The sequence below is a fragment of the Segatella sinensis genome (assembly GCF_040095255.1).
Taxonomy (GTDB): domain Bacteria; phylum Bacteroidota; class Bacteroidia; order Bacteroidales; family Bacteroidaceae; genus Prevotella; species Prevotella sinensis.
The window spans coordinates 1-17899 of sequence record NZ_JBBNGE010000025.1; the positions used below are offsets into that span (position 1 = coordinate 1).

Here is a 17899-nt window from a genome sequence, read left to right on the forward strand (position 1 = left end):
TTTACTGAAAGCTGCTACTAACGACTCATAAATCTACCCTTAATCGTGTATTGGATGATAGTTGCGGATTTTAGGTTAAGGAAAAAAGCATTTTCCCTTAAGGAAAAAAATAAATATCCTTAAGGGAAAATTTTCAATCTCTTCTTTCCCCATTTTCCGGGAGTTTCTCCTTAATTGTCTTTTTCCAGAATATTATTTACATAGCATAATATATGCCGGCAGAATGATGAAAGGACTATAATGTGATTCCCCCTTTCACCAGCCACTTCGCAAAGAAGCGGTCGCTTACTAAATAGCCGTTTGGGGTCTTGCTTACCAGCTGCTTATCCACCAATGCCGTCAATGCCGTCTTCACGCTGCTCATGGCAGGAAGATGGTGGGTGCTGATAAACTGCTGGCTCAATGGCGAAGATACCAGGTTACACTGCCCGACTGCTGATAGATATAAGAAAAGACGGATTCGTCTATCACCCTATGCTGGGATGATAACAGACGATTGGCAAACTTACGATAAACCGGTTCTTCGATGCAAGGCAAAGACAACACCAGCGAACTCTGGAAGAAAAGATAGAAATCATCTTTCAGTTGATGTAAGTATTTATATCCATATTTTGTCTATTGATCAGTGGGTAATCTAGAAGCGAAAAAATGACTTCAACATACATCACTCCCCTATTTTATAAATAAAAACTGCTGTTGTACAACAAAAACACCTATAGTTGTACGACTATAAAGTTACAGTTGTACGACTATATAGGCTATAGTTGTACAACCATAGAGCTATAGTCGTACAACTATAGGGGTTATAGTCGTACAACTATAGAAATCTCAAAAAACGCCCTTGAAGAGCAAAAACATAACCGTCTGATTTTCAACGTATTCACATTACACCTCATATTTTCAATATTCATAAACAAATAAGAATCAGATAAAAATACGAAAATCTCAGCAAAGGAAAGATAAAGAAAAATCATCACAGATGCAAACGTTTGCGCATTTCTTTTGCTCAATTTACACCAGTTGGAGAAACAACTCACCGATTTTCATCGTAACTTTGCAACAGTTATCAAAGCAACAACTCTAACTGAATAAATATGAAGAAAATCTACTTAACACTCGTTGCCCTACTGGCAACCATCAATATGTTCGCACAAGGTTGGCCTGCCAACTATAGCGGCGTGATGCTGCAGGGATTCTACTGGGATTCCTTCAGCGAATCCAAATGGACCAAACTCGAAGCGCAGGCTCCGGAACTGGGACAGTACTTCAACCTCGTATGGATTCCACAGAGCGCCTACTGCGGCAACAAGTCAATGGGTTACGACGACCTCTACTGGTTTTCCAACTACGAAAGTTCTTTCGGAAGTGAAAGCGAACTCCGCTCTCTCATCAAGACCTTCAAGAATAACGGCATCGGAACCATCGCCGACGTAGTAATCAACCATCGCAAGAACGTATCCACCTGGTTTGACTTCCCGGTAGAAACCTACAAGGGAGTAACCTACGAGATGAAATCTACCGATATCTGCGCCAACGATGATGGCGGTAAGACCAAGAAAGAGGCAGATAAGCAGGGCGTAAAGCTCAGCAGCAACAATGATACCGGAACAGACTGGGACGGCATGCGCGACCTCGACCACAGCAGCGAGAATGTGCAGACCATCGTAAAGGCTTATCTCGATATGCTCCTCAACGACTTCGGCTATGCCGGATTCCGCTATGATATGGTAAAGGGATACAGCGGCAAGTTTACAGGTATCTACAATACTGCTATCAAACCAACTTATTCTATCGGAGAATATTGGGATGGAAACGTATCTGTCATCAAGAACTGGCTCAACGCCACCAAGGTGAACGAAGAGATTACCAGTGCTGCCTTCGACTTCCCTATCCGCTACGTGGTGCGCGATGCCATCAATGGCAAATGGTCAAACGTAAAGACAGATGGTCTGGCCAACGATCCAGCTTACAAGCAGTATGCCATCACCTTCGTAGAGAATCATGATACAGAATACCGCTCAGCCAGCGAACAGCAGGATCCTATCCGCAAGGATACCCTGGCAGCCAATGCATACATTCTGGCATCTTGCGGTACCCCATGCGTATTCTACAAGCACTGGATTGACTGCAAGCAGGATATCAAGGCGATGATCAACGCCCGTCAGATGGCTGGCATCACCAATACCAGCAATACCACCTTCAATGCCTACAAGGGCGATGGATTTAATGGTATCTTGACCACCGGCACAAAGACTTCGCTCCTTGCCATCGTGGGCCCTAACGCCAACAAGTTTGAAGTGTCTAACGCATACGCTGAAATCCTCAACGGCTATCACTATCGCTATTTCATGTCCAAGAAGGCAAACGTGGCTTGGGTAAATCTGGCATCAGGCGAATACGAGGGTGCACAGAAGGCAAAGCTCGTGGCAGTAAGCAACGCAGACGATGCACAGTTGGTTTATACAACTGATGGTACCGAACCTACTGCCAGCAGCAAGAAGGCAAAGAGCGGCGAGGAAATCGAACTCCCTATCGGAGAGACAACGCTCAAGGTAGGTTTGCTGGTAGATGGTGCTGTTAGCAGCGTGATTACCCGTACTTATCAGATTACAAAGCCAGCTGACTTCGAACCATACGACATCACAGTATATGCCAACGCAGACCAGGTAGGATGGAAAGATGGCTTCAACTTCTGGGCTTGGTGCGAGAAACCAGATGAGAATCTGACCGCCACTAATAAATGGCCTGGCGACAAGGTTACCCAGTGCAAGGAGATTGAAGGCAAGAAATGGTATTATCAGACTTACAAGATCAAGAGCAAGGACTATAAGGTTTCATTCGTATTCAGTACAGGAACAGGAACTCCACAGACCGTAGATTTTACGGATATCAACAAGAATACCTATCTGGAGGTTCTGAATGAGAAGAATAATGAAGGTCACTATAAGATCAAGGATGTAACAGCCGATATGCCAACAACAGGCATCACCGATGCACCGGTCATCGATAAGACAACAAGTACCAACAATGCCTGGTACACCCTGGATGGAATGAAGATGAATCAGAAGCCACAGCAAACTGGCATCTATATTCATCAGGGCAAGAAGATCGTTATCAGATAAAGTCGTTCAAGACTTTGTAAAATATAAGATATAGGTTTCAAAAAGGTTTAGATTTATTTTAAAAAAGGTTTAAGATTGTTGATAAAAGATGTAGGTTCTAGTTTGAATAAGGTTTAAAGATTGTAGGGTATAGTTTTGGTTTGAATAATGTTTAAGATTGTTGATAACAAGGTTTAGATTATTTAAAAACTAGGTTTAGTTTTCAGGGTAAACATCAAAAAGAAACGCCTGGCGTAGCAATTCTGAAAAAGCTACACCAGGCGTTATTTTATATCAGCCAGCCCCGTTCCAGGCGATTCCATCGCCTGTCCAAGTCCTCCTTATCTCTGCCTCTGATCAGCTCCCCACATCAGCTTTTCTCTCAGCGTGGAGAAATATCGCTGGTTGCGCTGCTTCACAATCTTGATAGAGTGAGGCGCCTTGCGGATAATCAGGCGGGTCTGCTCGGTCATGCGTTCGCTTCTGCCATCAATCGCCACGAGATAATTATGGCTGCGGCTCTCCACATCCAGCACGATCTCTGCCGTATCATTGATTACGATAGGGCGGATGTTCAAGCTATGAGGTGCCACAGGAGTAAGACAGAGGCTGCCACTCTGCGGAATGATGATAGGTCCGCCATTAGAGAGATTATAAGCCGTAGAACCCGTAGGTGTGGTCACGATAAGACCATCCGCCTGATAGGTAACCAGAAACTCGCCATCCACCTGCGTACGGATGGATATCATCGAAGCATCATCACGTTTCAGCACGGCGATGTCATTCAGGGCAAAAGGATAGCCCGCCAGAATGCCGCCCTCTGCCTTCACCTCGATAATGGCATGCTCCTCTATCTTGCATTCGCCGGCATAGAGGCTGTCAAGCGCCGGCTCTATCTCGCCAGGCAGCACATCGGCAAGGAATCCCAATCGGCCCATATTCACGCCGAGGATAGGCGTTCCCTTGGCTCCCACACGGCTCGCCGCCTTGAGGAAGGTACCGTCACCACCCATCGAAATAACATAATCTACATCAAAATTGTAATCCTCGAATACACCTGCTGCCTGCACTTCAAGGTGCTCCACCTTGGTAAGAAAGTCGTAGAAGAGACTTTCGATATACACTTCTGCCTCTCTTTTCTCCAGATAAGAGAGGATTTGCATGATGGAAGCACTCTTCTTGGCCTGATATTCATTGCCAAATATAGCAAATTTCAAATGTTGTTGTGCCATTATTTTGTTATTTCAATTATTATTCTTACATTTGCAGTTGCAAAAATAGCATTAATTATTGAATTACGCAATAAAAAAGATAAAATTATGGCTAAGGTATATGAATTTCTTGCCAACGGCTTCGAAGAAATCGAAGGATTGGCTCCTGTTGACATCCTGCGCAGAGGTGGCGTGGATATCAAGACTGTAAGCATCACCGGAACTGAATGGGTAGAGACTTCCCACGGCATCACCATCAAGGCAGACCTCAAGTTTGAGGACATCCAGAGTTTCGAGGATGCCGATATGCTCCTCCTGCCTGGAGGAATGCCTGGCAGCAGTCATCTCAACGAGCACGAGGGTGTACGCCAGGCTCTCATCGCCCAGCACAAGGCAGGCAAGCGAATCGGTGCCATCTGCGCTGCCCCTATGATTCTGGCAAGCACCGGTATCCTGGATGGCAAGAAGGCAACCTGCTATCCAGGATTCGAGCAGTATTTCAGCGACAGCACCGAATATACCGCTACCCTCTTCCAGGAGGATGGCAACGTGATAACAGGCGAAGGTCCTGCAGCTACCCTCCCATACGCCTACAAGATATTGAGCTACTTCGCAGGCGATGGCATCACTGGCGAATTGCAGAAGGGCATGATGTACACCCACCTGATGGAAAGCAAGTAAAAGAACAAAAAAAAGAAATATGGATTATGTAATCATAGTAGCCGGAGGCAAAGGCCTCCGCATGGGAAGCGAGATTCCCAAGCAGTTTCTGCCAGTAGCAGGCAAGCCTATCCTGATGCGCACCATCGAGCGCTTCCACGAGTACAGCCCAGAGTTGAACATCATCCTGGTGCTCCCGGAAAGCCAGCAGGAATACTGGCACCAGCTCTGCCAGGAGCATCATTTCAGCATCAAGCATCAGATTGCCAATGGCGGCGATACCCGCTTCCAGTCATCCAAGAATGGACTGGCGCTGGTTCCTGATACCGAAGACGGCGTGGTAGGTTTCCACGATGGCGTGCGCCCTTTCGTATCTACAGAGGTAATCGATGAATGCTACGAAACGGCACGCGAGGAGTATGCAGCCATCCCGGTATATGCCGTTACCGATACCCTGCGCTACATCGACCAGCACGGAGGCGGAAAGAATGTACTCCGCAGCGACTACCGTGTGGTCCAGACTCCCCAGGCCTTCGACATCGGTCTAGCCAAGCAGGCATTCAACCAGGAGTACAAGGAGCAGTTCACCGATGATGCATCGGTAGTAGAGAGCCTCGGCTGCCAGGTGGCAATGGTAGATGGCAATCGTGAGAACATCAAGATTACCACCCCCTTCGATATCAAGATTGCCGAAGCCCTCCTGAATCAATAGCCCCGCAGCCCCCTGCCCGGCTGCGCCCGCCAGCGCAAGCACGCTATCAGCAAGCCAGCCCCCGCCAGCGCAGCCCCGCCATCAGCGAGCCCTACCCCCGTTCCAGGCGATTCCATCGCCTGTCCCCCATATCAAAACCATCACAAACATGAGCAGTATTCTAGATCAAGACATCCAATTCCTACCTAGCGTAGGCACCAAGACGAAAGAGATTCTGAGCAAAGAGCTCAGCATCCGCTCGTATGGTGACCTGCTGGAATACTACCCCTACAAATACGTAGATCGCTCAAAGATCTTTCATATCAGCGAGTTAACCTCAGATATGCCCTTCGTACAGCTTAAGGGAAAGATCCTGAGCTACGAGGAAGTCGATATCGGCAAGCGCAACAAGATGCTCGTGGCGCATTTCTCCGATGGCTATGGCGTGGTAGATCTGGTATGGTTCCGCAGCGCCCAGTACATCATCAAGAGCTATAAGGTAGGAACCGAATACATCGTCTTCGGTAAGCCGTCCGCCTATAACGGCAGATTCCGGTTTGCCCATCCCGACATAGATGATGCCAGCAAGCTGCAGATTTCAGAGATGGGAATGCAGCCCTTCTACGGGTTGACAGAAAATATGAAGAAGCGCGGTTATACCTCACGAAGCATCGAAAGGATAACCCGCAACCTGGTCAGCATTCTCCCTCCACTGCCCGAAACACTCCCCGACTTCATCGTCAACCGCCTGCATCTCGTATCCCGCGATGCCGCCCTCCGGATGATCCACTATCCCCATTCCCACCAGGAAATGCAGAAGGCGCAGGTAAGACTGAAGTTCGAGGAGCTGTTCTACGTGCAGCTTAATATATTAAGGTACGCAAGCGACCAGCGACGCAAATACCGCGGCTACATCTTCAACCGCATCGGAGACATCTTCAACGGTTTCTACGCCCATCATCTTCCGTTCGAACTCACGGGTGCCCAGAAACGGGTGATGCACGAGATCAGGGCAGATATGTGCAGCGGCAGGCAGATGAACCGGCTCCTTCAGGGCGACGTAGGCTCGGGCAAGACGCTCGTAGCCCTGATGACTATGCTCATCGCTCTGGACAACGGCTATCAAGCCTGTCTGATGGCACCTACCGAAATCCTCGCAGAGCAGCATCTGCAGACCATCCGCGATTTTCTGCAGGGCATGGACATCCGGGTGGAACTCCTCACCGGCATCGTCAAGGGCAAGAAACGGAAGGAGATACTCGACGGACTTGCCACCGGCGATATCCAGATACTGATAGGCACGCATGCCGTGATAGAAGACCCTGTGGCTTTCCATCGCCTTGGCGTAGCGGTAAGCGACGAGCAGCACCGGTTTGGAGTGGCGCAGAGAGCCAAGCTCTGGGCGAAGAGCGAGAATCCGCCCCATGTGCTGGTGATGACCGCCACCCCTATCCCCCGCACGCTGGCGATGACCATCTATGGCGATCTGGACGTGAGCGTAATAGACGAGTTGCCGCCTGGCAGAAAACCGATTCAGACACTGCATAAGTTTGATAATCAGCTCACCAGTCTCTATCAGAGCATCCGCCGGCAGATTAATCTGGGCAGACAGGTCTATATCGTCTTCCCGCTGATCAAGGAGAACGAAAAGATAGACCTGAAGAATCTGGAAGAAGGTTATGAGACGCTGAAGCAGGCTTTTCCGGAGTTCCGCCTGAGCAAGATTCACGGCAGGATGAAATCTGCCGAAAAAGAGGCTGAGATGGAGCAGTTTGTAAAGGGAAAGACCCAGATCCTCGTTGCCACCACCGTGATAGAGGTAGGCGTGAATGTGCCGAATGCCTCGGTGATGGTAATCCTGGATGCCCAACGCTTCGGTCTCTCGCAGCTGCATCAGCTCAGAGGACGAGTGGGACGTGGCTGCGACCAAAGCTACTGCATCCTGGTAACCGGCTACAAGCTTTCAGAAGAAACCCGCAAGCGAATAGACATCATGTGTGATACCAACGATGGATTCCGCATAGCCGAAGCCGACCTGAAGCTCCGTGGTCCGGGCGACCTGGAGGGCACCCAGCAGAGCGGAATGGCCTTCGACCTGAAAATAGCGAATATAGCCCGAGACGGCCAGCTGGTGCAGCTAGCCCGTACCGAGGCCCAGGCCATCATCGATGCCGATCCGCAATGCGAGCATCCTCTGAACTCTCTTCTCTGGAACCGCCTCCGGGAGCTCAAGAAAACCCATATCAATTGGGCAGCCATCAGCTAGCAGAAAGCCCAGCCCCCGTTCCAGGCGATTCCATCGCCTGTTCCCACTCCCCTCTTATCAAAAATAAAAAAGCAAAGAAATGGATAAAAGACGCAAACCAGCCATCCGGGAGCCTCGTCCCCACCTCACTATGGAGGAGATGAGATCCTATCTCACATCCCTAAGGGAAATAGAAAGCGTAACGGGCATCCGTTACATCAAGCTCCACGTTACAGCCAAGATGATTATAGGTATCCGCGAAGCATCGGGCAAGGAATTCACCATCAATCTTGATGATCTCTTCCGTGCCTACAACGAGTGCCTGCGCTTCACAAGTCCCGAAGTAAAAAAGTACATCTTCATGGGCCATTCACCCGCCGTGGCGCTGCTCAGAAGACTGCAAAACCGGCAACCATTTGATACAGAATCTTTCCACGAAGAAGAAAAGAAATGAAAAAATACCCTGTAAAGCCCTATTTGTCAAGAATACGAAAAAGAAGTTGCTAATAAAAGTTAAAAACAAAAAGACAGCGTTAAATATCAAGCAGATAGCGTTAACAGCCTTGGTTTTTTGGAATATTCTTGTTATATTTGCAACGTCTATATAACAAAATCACATCTTAAGGCACTTGCTTTAGTGGTTTTGGCAGGATTTTTTGCTATATTACGTTCTGCACTTATTGACACAATGGACCTAAAAAAGAAAATAGAATTTAAAAGTAGTATGAGTTTTAGAAAGCAAATAAAGAAAATTTCGGTCGTGGCGTTGTTGGCGTTAACAACTGTACCCGTTTGCGGTCAGGACTTATTAGCCAGACAAGCTCCAGTTGACCATCGAATGAAATCATTGGATACTCTCGCAGTATCGCATTATCGACTGATGGAAGATCGAGAAAACCCTTCTGCAGAACTGTATGAGGATTTCTCCAACAAGTATGCCCACAAGGCAACCACATTGCCTGAGCGCTACCGTATCGACCTCCGTCACTTCTGTATGCCAACTTCTAGTCGTGTTGTCACAAGTAACTTCGGTTACCGTGCTAGCTTTGGCCGCCAACATAAAGGTATGGACATCAAGGTTTATATTGGCGACTCAATCCACGCAGCCTTCTCAGGCAAAGTTCGCATAGTAAGATACGACCGTGGTGGTTATGGTAAGTTCATCGTAATCCGTCACAACAATGGCTTGGAGACCATCTATGGCCATCTCTCTGAGCAGCTCGTTTCAGAGAACCAGGAGGTAAGAGCCGGAGAAGTAATCGGCTTGGGTGGTAATACCGGTAGAAGTACAGGTTCTCACCTCCACTTCGAGACTCGTCTCTGCGGCGTAGCCCTGAACCCAGCCCTGTTCTTCGACTTCCGCAATCAGGACGTTACCGGTGACTTCTACAATTTCAACCGTGATACTTACGAGAGCGAGTATGCTGAGGCAAATGCAGCCCGTGGCAAGATTGGCAACGGCGGCTATACCCGAGAGCAGGTAAACGGTGGCGAAGTGGGCAGATATACCACAAGCGCATCTGGCGAGAAGCTTTACCACAAGGTAAAGGCTGGCGAGACTTTGACGAGCATTGCTGAAAAACGTGGCGTTAGCGTAGAGCAGATTTGCCGCCTCAATGGCTATCGCAAGGATAAGAAGCTGTCTCCAGGACAGATTATCCGCTACTCTTAAATTACCAGTAAGTTAATATACAAACAAAAAAAGAGATAAGCACTTCATGATGCTTATCTCTTTTTTTGTTTGTATCTATTATATATTCTCCCGCGACCATTACATCAAGCCGAAGAATCGCAATACATCGTTCAGATTCGCTACAACAAGCAGCAGCAGGAGGATTCCGAATCCCACGTACTCTGCACGCTCCATGAACTTATCGCCAGGCTTACGACCCGTAATTACCTCGTAGAGGAGGAAGAATACATGACCGCCATCCAATGCCGGGATAGGAAGGATATTCATGAATGCCAAGATAATGCTCAGGAATGCTGTCATCATCCAGAAGGCGTGCCAATCCCACATAGAAGGGAAGAGGCTACCCAGGGCTCCGAAACCGCCCAGACTCTTGGCGCCCTCCTTGGTGAATACATATTTCATATCGCCTACATAGCCCGAAAGCACATTCCAGCCATACTTCACACCAGCTGGGAAACTCTGGAAGAAGCCATAACTGATATGGGTTACCTTGTAATCGAGCATCACAGGATGATTGTAGAAGCCGAACTTCACACCCTCATCACCTGCCTGAAGCAATACGCTGTTCTTCAGGGTATCACCAGAAGCCTTCACATACTCAACACTGGCTGTGAGTGCCTTCACGCTGTCCTGATGAGAGGTAGCGGCGGTAAGCACATCGTTCACACGGCCCATCTCCAACTGGAAATCATTGAAAGACTCCACTTTCTTGCCGTTCACGGTCAGGATCTTGTCACCCTTCACCAATCCCAGTTTGCTGGCAGGCGAATCCTTCATCACACTGTCTATCTGCAATGGGATATACACCTCAACGAATCGAGGACTCTCCTTGATCATGCTCAGCATATCGAGATCGCCAGGCAGATTCAAGCTCATCGGCTTACCGCCACGAATGATATCCACACGGGTGGCTGTAGAGAGATCGCGATACATATCGCCATCATAGGTCTTGAACTCGCCCTTGTCGGTACCAACCAGGATATCATGATCCTGGAAGCCCAAAGCCTTGGCCTCTGTATTGAACTTCATTCCCTGGGTCATGTGCTTGGTAGCCACATAGTCGTCACCCCAATGGAAAAGAATCATGGAATAGATAAAGAGCGCCAGCAGAAAGTTGACCAGCACACCACCTATCATGATCAGCATTCGCTGCCACGCCGGTTTGCTTCGGAACTCGTATGGCTGCATAGGCTGCTTGAGCTGCTCGGTATCGAAACTCTCATCTATCATACCCGAAATCTTGCAATATCCGCCCAATGGCAGCCATCCCAAACCATAAGTGGTATCAGAGTTCTTTGGCTTGAACTCGAAGAGGTGGAACCATGGATCGAAGAACAGATAGAACTTCTCCACTCTTACGCCAAAGAGCTTGGAGAAGAAAAAGTGCCCGCCCTCATGGAGCAGCACCAGGATGGAAAGCGATAGCATCAACTGCAACGCTTTGATCAAAAATACTTCCATTTATTTACTTTGAACTGTGAACCTTGAACTTTGAACTTGATGATTAGTCCTATATTCTGCGTTCATTTTTAACTATTAACCATTAACTTTCATCAACTCTGTGGCAATACGGCGCGCCTCGGCATCAGTCTGCAGATAGACATCGAGATCAGGATTGCTGTCGAAAGTGGCCTTTGCCATCGTCTTCTCGATGATATCCGCCATCTGCAGGAAACCGCATTCGCCCTTGCGGAAGCCGGCATTCACAATCTCATTGGCTGCATTCACGATGCACGACATATTACCACCCTTCTTGATGGCATCAAAGGCAAGCTGCAAACACTTGAACTTCTTGTAATCAGGCTCAAAGAACTGCAAGTCTTGAGCCTTGAAGAGGTCGAGACGGTCGCCATTGAGATGCAGGCGCTGTGGGAAGGAGAAGGCATACTGGATAGGCAGACGCATATCAGGCACGCCCAACTGAGCCTTCACGGCACCATCGGCAAACTGTACGGCACTGTGTACGATGCTCTGTGGATGAATCAGCACCTGAATCTTCTCGGCAGGAACGCCGAAGAGCCACTTAGCCTCTGTCACCTCGAAACCCTTGTTCATCAGCGACGCAGAATCAATGGTAATCTTGGCGCCCATATCCCAGGTAGGATGCTTCAGCGCATCGGCAGCGGTAACCTTCTCCAGCTGCTCGTGGGTAAAGTTGCGGAAAGGACCGCCAGAGCAGGTAAGGAGGAGCTTCTCTACCTCGTTATCACCCTCGCCCACCAGACTCTGGAAGATGGCGCTGTGCTCGCTATCCACAGGAAGGATAGGCACATGGTATTCCTGGGCAAGATTGCAGATCAGCTCACCAGCCACCACCAGGGTCTCCTTGTTGGCAAGACAGATCTTCTTGCGAGCCTTGATGGCATGGATGGTTGGCTCCAGACCGGAAAAACCTACCATGGATGCAAGCACCATATCAATAGGCTCTGCCTGCACGATATCGCAGAGCGCCTGGGCACCGGCATAGACCTTGATATCAGGTTCATCACTGAGCAGATTCTTCAACTCGTCATAATGCGCCTCATTGGCAACCACTACAGCAGCAGGATGGAACTTATGCGCCTGCTCGGCAAGCTCCTTCACCCTGTTATTGGCGGTAAGGCAATATACCTCGTAAAGGTCGCTGTGCTGCTCGATGACATCCAGCGCCTGTGTGCCAATACTTCCCGTAGAACCGAGAATACATATCTGTTGTTTCATTTTATTTAGAAATTTGAACTTTGAAATTTAAGCTTTGAAATTTGGCTTGAGATTGGTAAAGCAAATAGAACTCTTCACTTAACTTACAAATCGAGCAGCCCCTCTGGGATTGCCATTCTGATTTCCTTTCTTTCAGCACTCACCTCTTCTATCAAGTCATTGCTGGCAGGAATCAGCAGGTCATCACCTTCGGGGGTTGTTACCTCGAAAAGGAGATTGAGCGTGGAATCATCTACACGATCCAGGGTTCCCACCACCTTTCCGGTTACGGCATCCACCAGCTGGAAGCCGATGATTTCTGCCCAGGTCATGTTCTCTCCATCGCTATCCGAGAGGTGGCGAGGGAAAAAGACCTCACATCCGGTATAGTTGCGCGCCTGCTCCTGCGTATCGATATCCTCGAACTTCACGAGCACATTCTCATCGTTCTTGAAGCGATACTCCTCCAGATAGAAAGGCACCAGGATGCCATCGATATCAAGAACAAGATATTCTGCATCCACACGGTCGAAGACATCATCGGTGATGGCAAAGGTTATCTCGCCCTTCACTCCATGAGGCTTGCCCAACTTACCTATCTTATATACTTCGTCACGTCTTATCATAATTTACTTGGAACTTTGAATTTTGTTACACCTAGTCGCTGACACGGGTAATCTTGGCACCCAACTGGTTCAGGCGCTGCTCGATATCCTCGTAGCCACGGTCTATCTGGGCGATATTGGCAATACGGCTGGTGCCGTTGGCGCTCATCGCAGCAATCAGCAGGGCAATACCGGCACGGATATCCGGACTCGTCATTCTGCCCGCACGCAGCTTCAGCTTGTGATCATGACCTACCACCACTGCACGGTGAGGATCGCAGAGGATGATCTGCGCACCCATATCTATCAGTTTATCCACGAAGAAGAGACGGCTCTCGAACATCTTCTGATGGAAAAGCACACTTCCGCGAGCCTGGGTTGCCACCACGAGGAGCACCGACAGGAGGTCTGGCGTAAGTCCTGGCCATGGTGCATCTGCCAGGGTCATGATGGTGCCATCAATGAACGAGTCAATCACATAGTGCTTCTGTTCCGGAATGAAGAGGTCATCGCCCTCTACCTTCACCTTCACACCGAGTCGGCGGAAGGCATCAGGAATGATACCCAGGTCCTTCACCGACACATCCTTGATACGGATGCCGGCTCCACACATGGCAGCCATACCGATGAAGGAACCCACCTCGATCATATCAGGCAGGATGCGATGCTCGGCGCCATGCAGCTTATCCACACCCACGATGGTGAGCAGATTGCTGGCAATGCCACTGATCTGGGCACCCATAGAATTGAGCAGGTGACAGAGCTGCTGGATGTATGGTTCGCAGGCTGCATTATAGATGGTGGTGGTTCCCTTGGCAAGAACCGCCGCCATGATGATGTTGGCAGTACCGGTAACCGAAGCCTCATCAAGCAGCATATAGCATCCCTTCAGCTTCTTGGCCTGTATCTGATATACATTGCGCTCCTCATCGTGTACGAAAGTTGCACCCAGGTATTTGAATCCCAGGAAGTGGGTATCAAGACGGCGGCGGCCGATCTTATCGCCACCCGGCTTGGCGATGGTAGCCTTGCCGAATCTGCCGAGCAAGGGTCCGAACATCAGTACACTGCCACGCAGCGAAGAACACTTCTTCACGAACTCCAGACTGTCGAGATAATCCAGTTTCAGCTCATCACTCTGGAAGGTATAATCATGACGGCTGTTTCGGGTTACCTTCACACCGATTTCCTGGAGCAACTTGATCAGGTTGTTCACATCCAGGATGTCCGGCACATTGGTAATGCGCACGGGTTCATCGGTAAGAATGGTGGTACAGATCACCTGCAGCGCCTCATTCTTGGCTCCCTGCGGGGTGATGGTACCTTGGAGCGGATGACCGCCCTCTATGATGAAAGACTCCATAAGCTTGTCTAATTATTATAATCTGATTATCTAAATTACAAAAAGTGATTACTTTTTCTTCTTATTATTATTGTTATTGCTGCGAGCTGGGGGCTCCTTTACTTTCTCGAAGACGAAATGCTTGAGATCGAGTTTGATCATGCCATCGGTAAATCTCGCCAGATCGGCAGCCACCTTCTGCTCATCGCAGGAACCATGGCTCCACTGCATCAGGTTGCGATGCATCTGGTTGGCTGTCAGCTTCACCAGTTCATCTCTTTCCTTGCCCGGCTCCATGTGCTTCAGCTTCTCGAAGATTTCGAAAAGCATGGCACCATAATGGCGCACAGGAATACGCAGGTTAGGATATTCCACGGTTTCGGGTTTCTTGGCTATCTTTGCAGCATTGCTTACATCGAAAGGATAATCGATGTCGAGTTGGAAATTGCTCATGATGGCGAGATGATCCCAGAGTTTCTGCTCATGGTTTTCCAAGCCTCTGTTTTCCGGAAACATGCGATCCATGATCTTGATGATAGACTCGGCACAGCGCTGGCGCTCCTTGCGGTCTTCCAACTCTACACAGTAATCCACCATCTGCTGAATCTCACGTCCGTATTCAGGCAGCACGAGCTTTTCTCGCGTTGTATTATAGTCTAATCCTATTTTATTCATATTTTCTTGCTTGTTTCTTTTATTATTCAGAGGATAACCCCACTATTCAAATCTGCGGATGCTCCCGCCATCTATCTCTCCTAGATAAGCTTCTTAGGCATCTTTGCCACGAAATCCTTGAGATAGAATGGTACGAAGTAAGCCACATCCTCAAACTTGCCCTCTACGAATCTCTTCTCGGCAAGCGGTGCCATATTCTTGGCAAGCGGCTCGATACCTTCCACGAGATGCGCATGAGGATGGTTGATGGTCTCCATACACTTGGCTGCACCGTTTCCGAAGAAATATACATGATGCCCGTCCAGATATTCCTTGTAGGTTTCGGCATCCACGATATCAGCCTGGATAGGGCGAACCACCTTCAGGGAGCGGTCGAGCACTTCGGCATACACCTCCATGCGGCGTGCGTCGAGCATAGGTACGATGAGGGCATCTTCCTGTTCAGGATGTTCGCCAAGCAATACTGGCACAGCCATCAATTCGAGGGTTGGTACTGCGATGAGCTTCACCCCACGACCATAGCAGATGCCCTTAGCCATACTCACACCGATACGCAATCCGGTATAGGAGCCAGGACCACAACTTACAGCCACAGCCTCTAATGGAAGACCATGGGAATCGAGGAAATCAAGAGCCTCATCAACAAACACACCCAACTTAACTGCATGGTTAGGACCCGTGTGATCTTCCTGGTTGAAAATCACCTGTCCACTATCACTAATTGCCACTGAGCACACGTCCGTACTCGTCTCAATATTCAAAATACACGACATAATTAAAAAATATATTCTTAAATAAGTTGCAAATATACGCATTTTCTCGCTTTTTTTTGTACTTTTGCAGAAATTTAACGTGAAAGATTATATGATACAGTCAATGACAGGCTTCGGAAAAGCTACCGCGGCCTACAAAACAAAGAAGATTAATGTAGAGATAAAGTCATTAAACAGCAAGAATCTTGACCTCTCTACACGTATCGCCCCTCTCTACAGAGAGAAGGAGATGGAGATTCGTCAGTATATAGCTAAGAGCCTGGAAAGAGGCAAGATTGACTTCTCCATCTGGATTGAGAAGGATGCAGCTACAGATGCTACACCCATCAACAGTGCGCTTGTTCAGAATTATTATCAGCAGATCAAGAAAATATCTGCTGAAACAGGTATTCCTGAGCCTACCGATTGGTACAGCACCTTGTTGCGTCTTCCTGATGTAACAACCAAAACTGATGTGGAAGAATTGACCGACGAGGAGTGGGCAGTGGCAAAAAATGCAATTTGCGAGGCTATCGGCCATCTGAGCGACTTCCGCAAGCAGGAAGGAGCTGCCCTGCAGAAGAAATTCACCGAGAAAGTGGATAATATCCAGGCTCTCCTTGCCAGCATTGAACTATACGAGAAGGCACGCGTGGAGAAGATCCGCCAGAACATCGTAAACGGTCTGCAGCAGATTCCGAATGTGGATTATGACAAGAACCGTCTGGAGCAGGAGCTCATCTACTACATCGAGAAGCTCGACATCAGCGAGGAGAAGCAGCGCCTTGCCAACCACCTGAAGTATTTCCGCGAGACCATGAATGAGGAAGGTCATGGTGTGGGCAAGAAGCTCGGATTCATCGCCCAGGAAATGGGTCGCGAAATCAACACCACCGGTTCAAAGAGCAATCAGGCTGAAATGCAGAACATCGTGGTGAAGATGAAGGATGAGTTGGAACAGATTAAGGAACAAGTGCTGAATGCTCTCTAAAGGAAACTGCTCCTCCAAAGAGCCCCCGTTCCAGACGATTCCATCGCCTGGCAAAAGAATATATATAAAAAAGAAAAGGAAAATGAAGAACGGATTATTGATTTTCAGCGCCCCATCGGGCAGCGGCAAGAGTACCATCGTCAACTGGCTGATGAAAGAGCACCCAGAGTTGAAGTTGGCTTTCTCTATCAGTTGTACCTCTCGTGCCCCTCGCGGCACAGAGCAGAATGGAGTAGAGTATTTCTTCCTGTCTCCAGAGGAATTCAAGTCCAAGATTGAGGCTGATGAGTTCCTGGAGTATGAGGAAGTTTACCAGGATAGATTCTACGGCACCTTGAAGTCGCAGGTAGAAAACCAGCTTGCCAAGGGCGAGTCGGTAATTTTCGACGTAGATGTAAAGGGTGGCGTCAATATCAAGAAGTTCTATGGCGAACGTGCACTGAGCATCTTCGTGCAACCTCCTTCGGTAGAGGAACTGCGCCGCCGTCTGGTAGGCCGCAACACAGATGCCCCTGAGGTAATCGAGCAGCGCCTTGCCAAGGCTAGCTACGAGTTGACCTTCGCTCCTCAGTTCGACCACGTAGTCGTAAACGATGACCTGGAAAAAGCTCAGCAGGAGGTTTATCAGCTAGTAAAAGACTTTTTGAGCGAATAATAGAAATGAAAAAGGTAGGAATCTTCGGAGGCAGCTTCAACCCCATCCATACCGGCCACATCGCATTGGCGAAAAGCCTCTGCGAGAAAGCGGGGCTGGATGAAGTGTGGTTCATGGTCTCCCCCATGAACCCATTCAAAAAAGCTGCTACCGACCTGCTCGATGACCACCTACGCCTGGAGATGGTAGAAAAGGCTCTGGAGAATGAACCCCAGCTGAAGGCATGCGACTATGAGTTTCGCCTGCCCAAGCCTTCCTATACCTGGCACACTCTGCAGGCCATCAGCAAGGATTATCCAGAATGTGAGTTTACATTATTAATAGGCGGCGACAACTGGGCAGCATTCGACAAGTGGTACCATCACGACGATATCCTTGTCCACTACCCTATCGTAGTCTATCCCCGCCAAGGCTCCTGCATAGGCGAAGTGCCTGCCGGCGTGACCATCGTAGAAACCCCGCTGCTCAACATCAGCAGCACGGAGATACGCGAATGCATCAAGACCGGAAACAGCATCGAAGGTATGGTTCCCGAATGCATCGAGAACCTCGCCATCAAAAACTATCAGGCGCTCTTAGTCTAAAAGAGTGCCAAAACA

General features: G+C 48.8%; 17 protein-coding genes. 9 read left to right on the forward strand and 8 right to left on the reverse strand.

Going from position 1 to position 17899, the window contains the following annotated elements; genetic code table 11:
• Positions 1-235: 235 nt before the first annotated feature.
• Complete coding sequence (locus tag AAAT87_RS08390) at positions 236-460, reverse strand: hypothetical protein (RefSeq protein WP_487250786.1); 225 nt, start codon at positions 458-460, stop codon at positions 236-238.
• A gap of 634 nt (positions 461-1094) precedes the next feature.
• Here AAAT87_RS08390 and AAAT87_RS08395 point away from each other — a divergent pair.
• The gene (locus AAAT87_RS08395) at positions 1095-3122 is read left to right on the forward strand and encodes an alpha-amylase family glycosyl hydrolase (RefSeq protein ID WP_349226189.1); all 2028 of its coding nucleotides are present in this window, start codon (positions 1095-1097) and stop codon (positions 3120-3122) included.
• A 320-nt stretch (positions 3123-3442) separates the two neighbouring features.
• Here the strand turns inward: AAAT87_RS08395 and AAAT87_RS08400 are convergent, their stop codons facing one another.
• Entirely contained in the window at positions 3443-4333 is an 891-nt protein-coding gene (locus AAAT87_RS08400; protein ID WP_295025454.1) for an NAD kinase, read from the reverse strand.
• An 87-nt stretch (positions 4334-4420) separates the two neighbouring features.
• Here AAAT87_RS08400 and AAAT87_RS08405 point away from each other — a divergent pair, with 87 nt between their 5' ends.
• The 5 genes from AAAT87_RS08405 (at position 4421) to AAAT87_RS08425 (ending at position 9580) form a co-directional block, all read left to right on the forward strand.
• On the forward strand, positions 4421-4993 hold the full coding sequence (locus AAAT87_RS08405) for a DJ-1 family glyoxalase III (RefSeq protein ID WP_295025452.1): 573 nt from the start codon (positions 4421-4423) through the stop codon (positions 4991-4993).
• Positions 4994-5012: 19 nt separating this feature from the next.
• The gene (locus AAAT87_RS08410) at positions 5013-5684 is read left to right on the forward strand and encodes a 2-C-methyl-D-erythritol 4-phosphate cytidylyltransferase (protein ID WP_117662232.1); all 672 of its coding nucleotides are present in this window, start codon (positions 5013-5015) and stop codon (positions 5682-5684) included.
• Between the two features lie 148 nt (positions 5685-5832).
• A complete protein-coding gene (gene recG / locus AAAT87_RS08415; protein WP_349226190.1) occupies positions 5833-7929 on the forward strand; it encodes an ATP-dependent DNA helicase RecG in 2097 nt (698 codons plus the stop codon).
• 79 nt (positions 7930-8008) lie between these two features.
• Positions 8009-8362 carry a hypothetical protein gene (locus AAAT87_RS08420; protein ID WP_153097626.1) on the forward strand — a complete coding sequence of 118 codons (354 nt, stop codon included), beginning with the start codon at positions 8009-8011 and terminating at the stop codon, positions 8360-8362.
• 270 nt (positions 8363-8632) lie between these two features.
• Positions 8633-9580, forward strand: a complete 948-nt coding sequence (locus AAAT87_RS08425) for a M23 family metallopeptidase (RefSeq protein WP_089544389.1) — start codon at positions 8633-8635, stop codon at positions 9578-9580.
• 99 nt (positions 9581-9679) lie between these two features.
• Here AAAT87_RS08425 and rseP read toward each other — a convergent pair whose 3' ends face one another.
• The 6 genes from rseP to tsaB all read right to left on the reverse strand — a co-directional run bounded on the left by rseP (position 9680) and on the right by tsaB (position 15675).
• Positions 9680-11062 carry an RIP metalloprotease RseP gene (rseP, locus tag AAAT87_RS08430; protein WP_295024611.1) on the reverse strand — a complete coding sequence of 461 codons (1383 nt, stop codon included), beginning with the start codon at positions 11060-11062 and terminating at the stop codon, positions 9680-9682.
• A 75-nt stretch (positions 11063-11137) separates the two neighbouring features.
• On the reverse strand, positions 11138-12301 hold the full coding sequence (locus tag AAAT87_RS08435) for a 1-deoxy-D-xylulose-5-phosphate reductoisomerase (RefSeq protein WP_218419472.1): 1164 nt from the start codon (positions 12299-12301) through the stop codon (positions 11138-11140).
• 83 nt (positions 12302-12384) lie between these two features.
• Complete coding sequence (gene rimM / locus AAAT87_RS08440) at positions 12385-12906, reverse strand: ribosome maturation factor RimM (RefSeq protein ID WP_117662242.1); 522 nt, start codon at positions 12904-12906, stop codon at positions 12385-12387.
• Between the two features lie 31 nt (positions 12907-12937).
• Positions 12938-14248: a UDP-N-acetylglucosamine 1-carboxyvinyltransferase gene (gene murA, locus AAAT87_RS08445; RefSeq protein ID WP_296974103.1), complete on the reverse strand. Its 1311-nt coding sequence runs from the start codon at positions 14246-14248 to the stop codon at positions 12938-12940.
• Positions 14249-14296: 48 nt separating this feature from the next.
• The gene (locus AAAT87_RS08450; protein WP_349226191.1) at positions 14297-14902 is read right to left on the reverse strand and encodes a DUF4290 domain-containing protein; all 606 of its coding nucleotides are present in this window, start codon (positions 14900-14902) and stop codon (positions 14297-14299) included.
• Positions 14903-14982: 80 nt separating this feature from the next.
• Positions 14983-15675 (reverse strand): tRNA (adenosine(37)-N6)-threonylcarbamoyltransferase complex dimerization subunit type 1 TsaB, encoded by a 693-nt coding sequence (gene tsaB / locus AAAT87_RS08455; protein WP_089544395.1) that lies wholly within the window; start codon positions 15673-15675, stop codon positions 14983-14985.
• Positions 15676-15766: 91 nt separating this feature from the next.
• Here tsaB and AAAT87_RS08460 point away from each other — a divergent pair, with 91 nt between their 5' ends.
• The 3 genes from AAAT87_RS08460 (at position 15767) to nadD (ending at position 17884) form a co-directional block, all read left to right on the forward strand.
• Positions 15767-16645 carry a YicC/YloC family endoribonuclease gene (locus AAAT87_RS08460; RefSeq protein WP_295024608.1) on the forward strand — a complete coding sequence of 293 codons (879 nt, stop codon included), beginning with the start codon at positions 15767-15769 and terminating at the stop codon, positions 16643-16645.
• A gap of 82 nt (positions 16646-16727) precedes the next feature.
• Positions 16728-17300 (forward strand): guanylate kinase, encoded by a 573-nt coding sequence (gene gmk / locus AAAT87_RS08465; protein WP_089544397.1) that lies wholly within the window; start codon positions 16728-16730, stop codon positions 17298-17300.
• Between the two features lie 5 nt (positions 17301-17305).
• On the forward strand, positions 17306-17884 hold the full coding sequence (gene nadD, locus AAAT87_RS08470; protein WP_298532788.1) for a nicotinate (nicotinamide) nucleotide adenylyltransferase: 579 nt from the start codon (positions 17306-17308) through the stop codon (positions 17882-17884).
• The last annotated feature ends 15 nt before the right edge of the window (positions 17885-17899 follow it).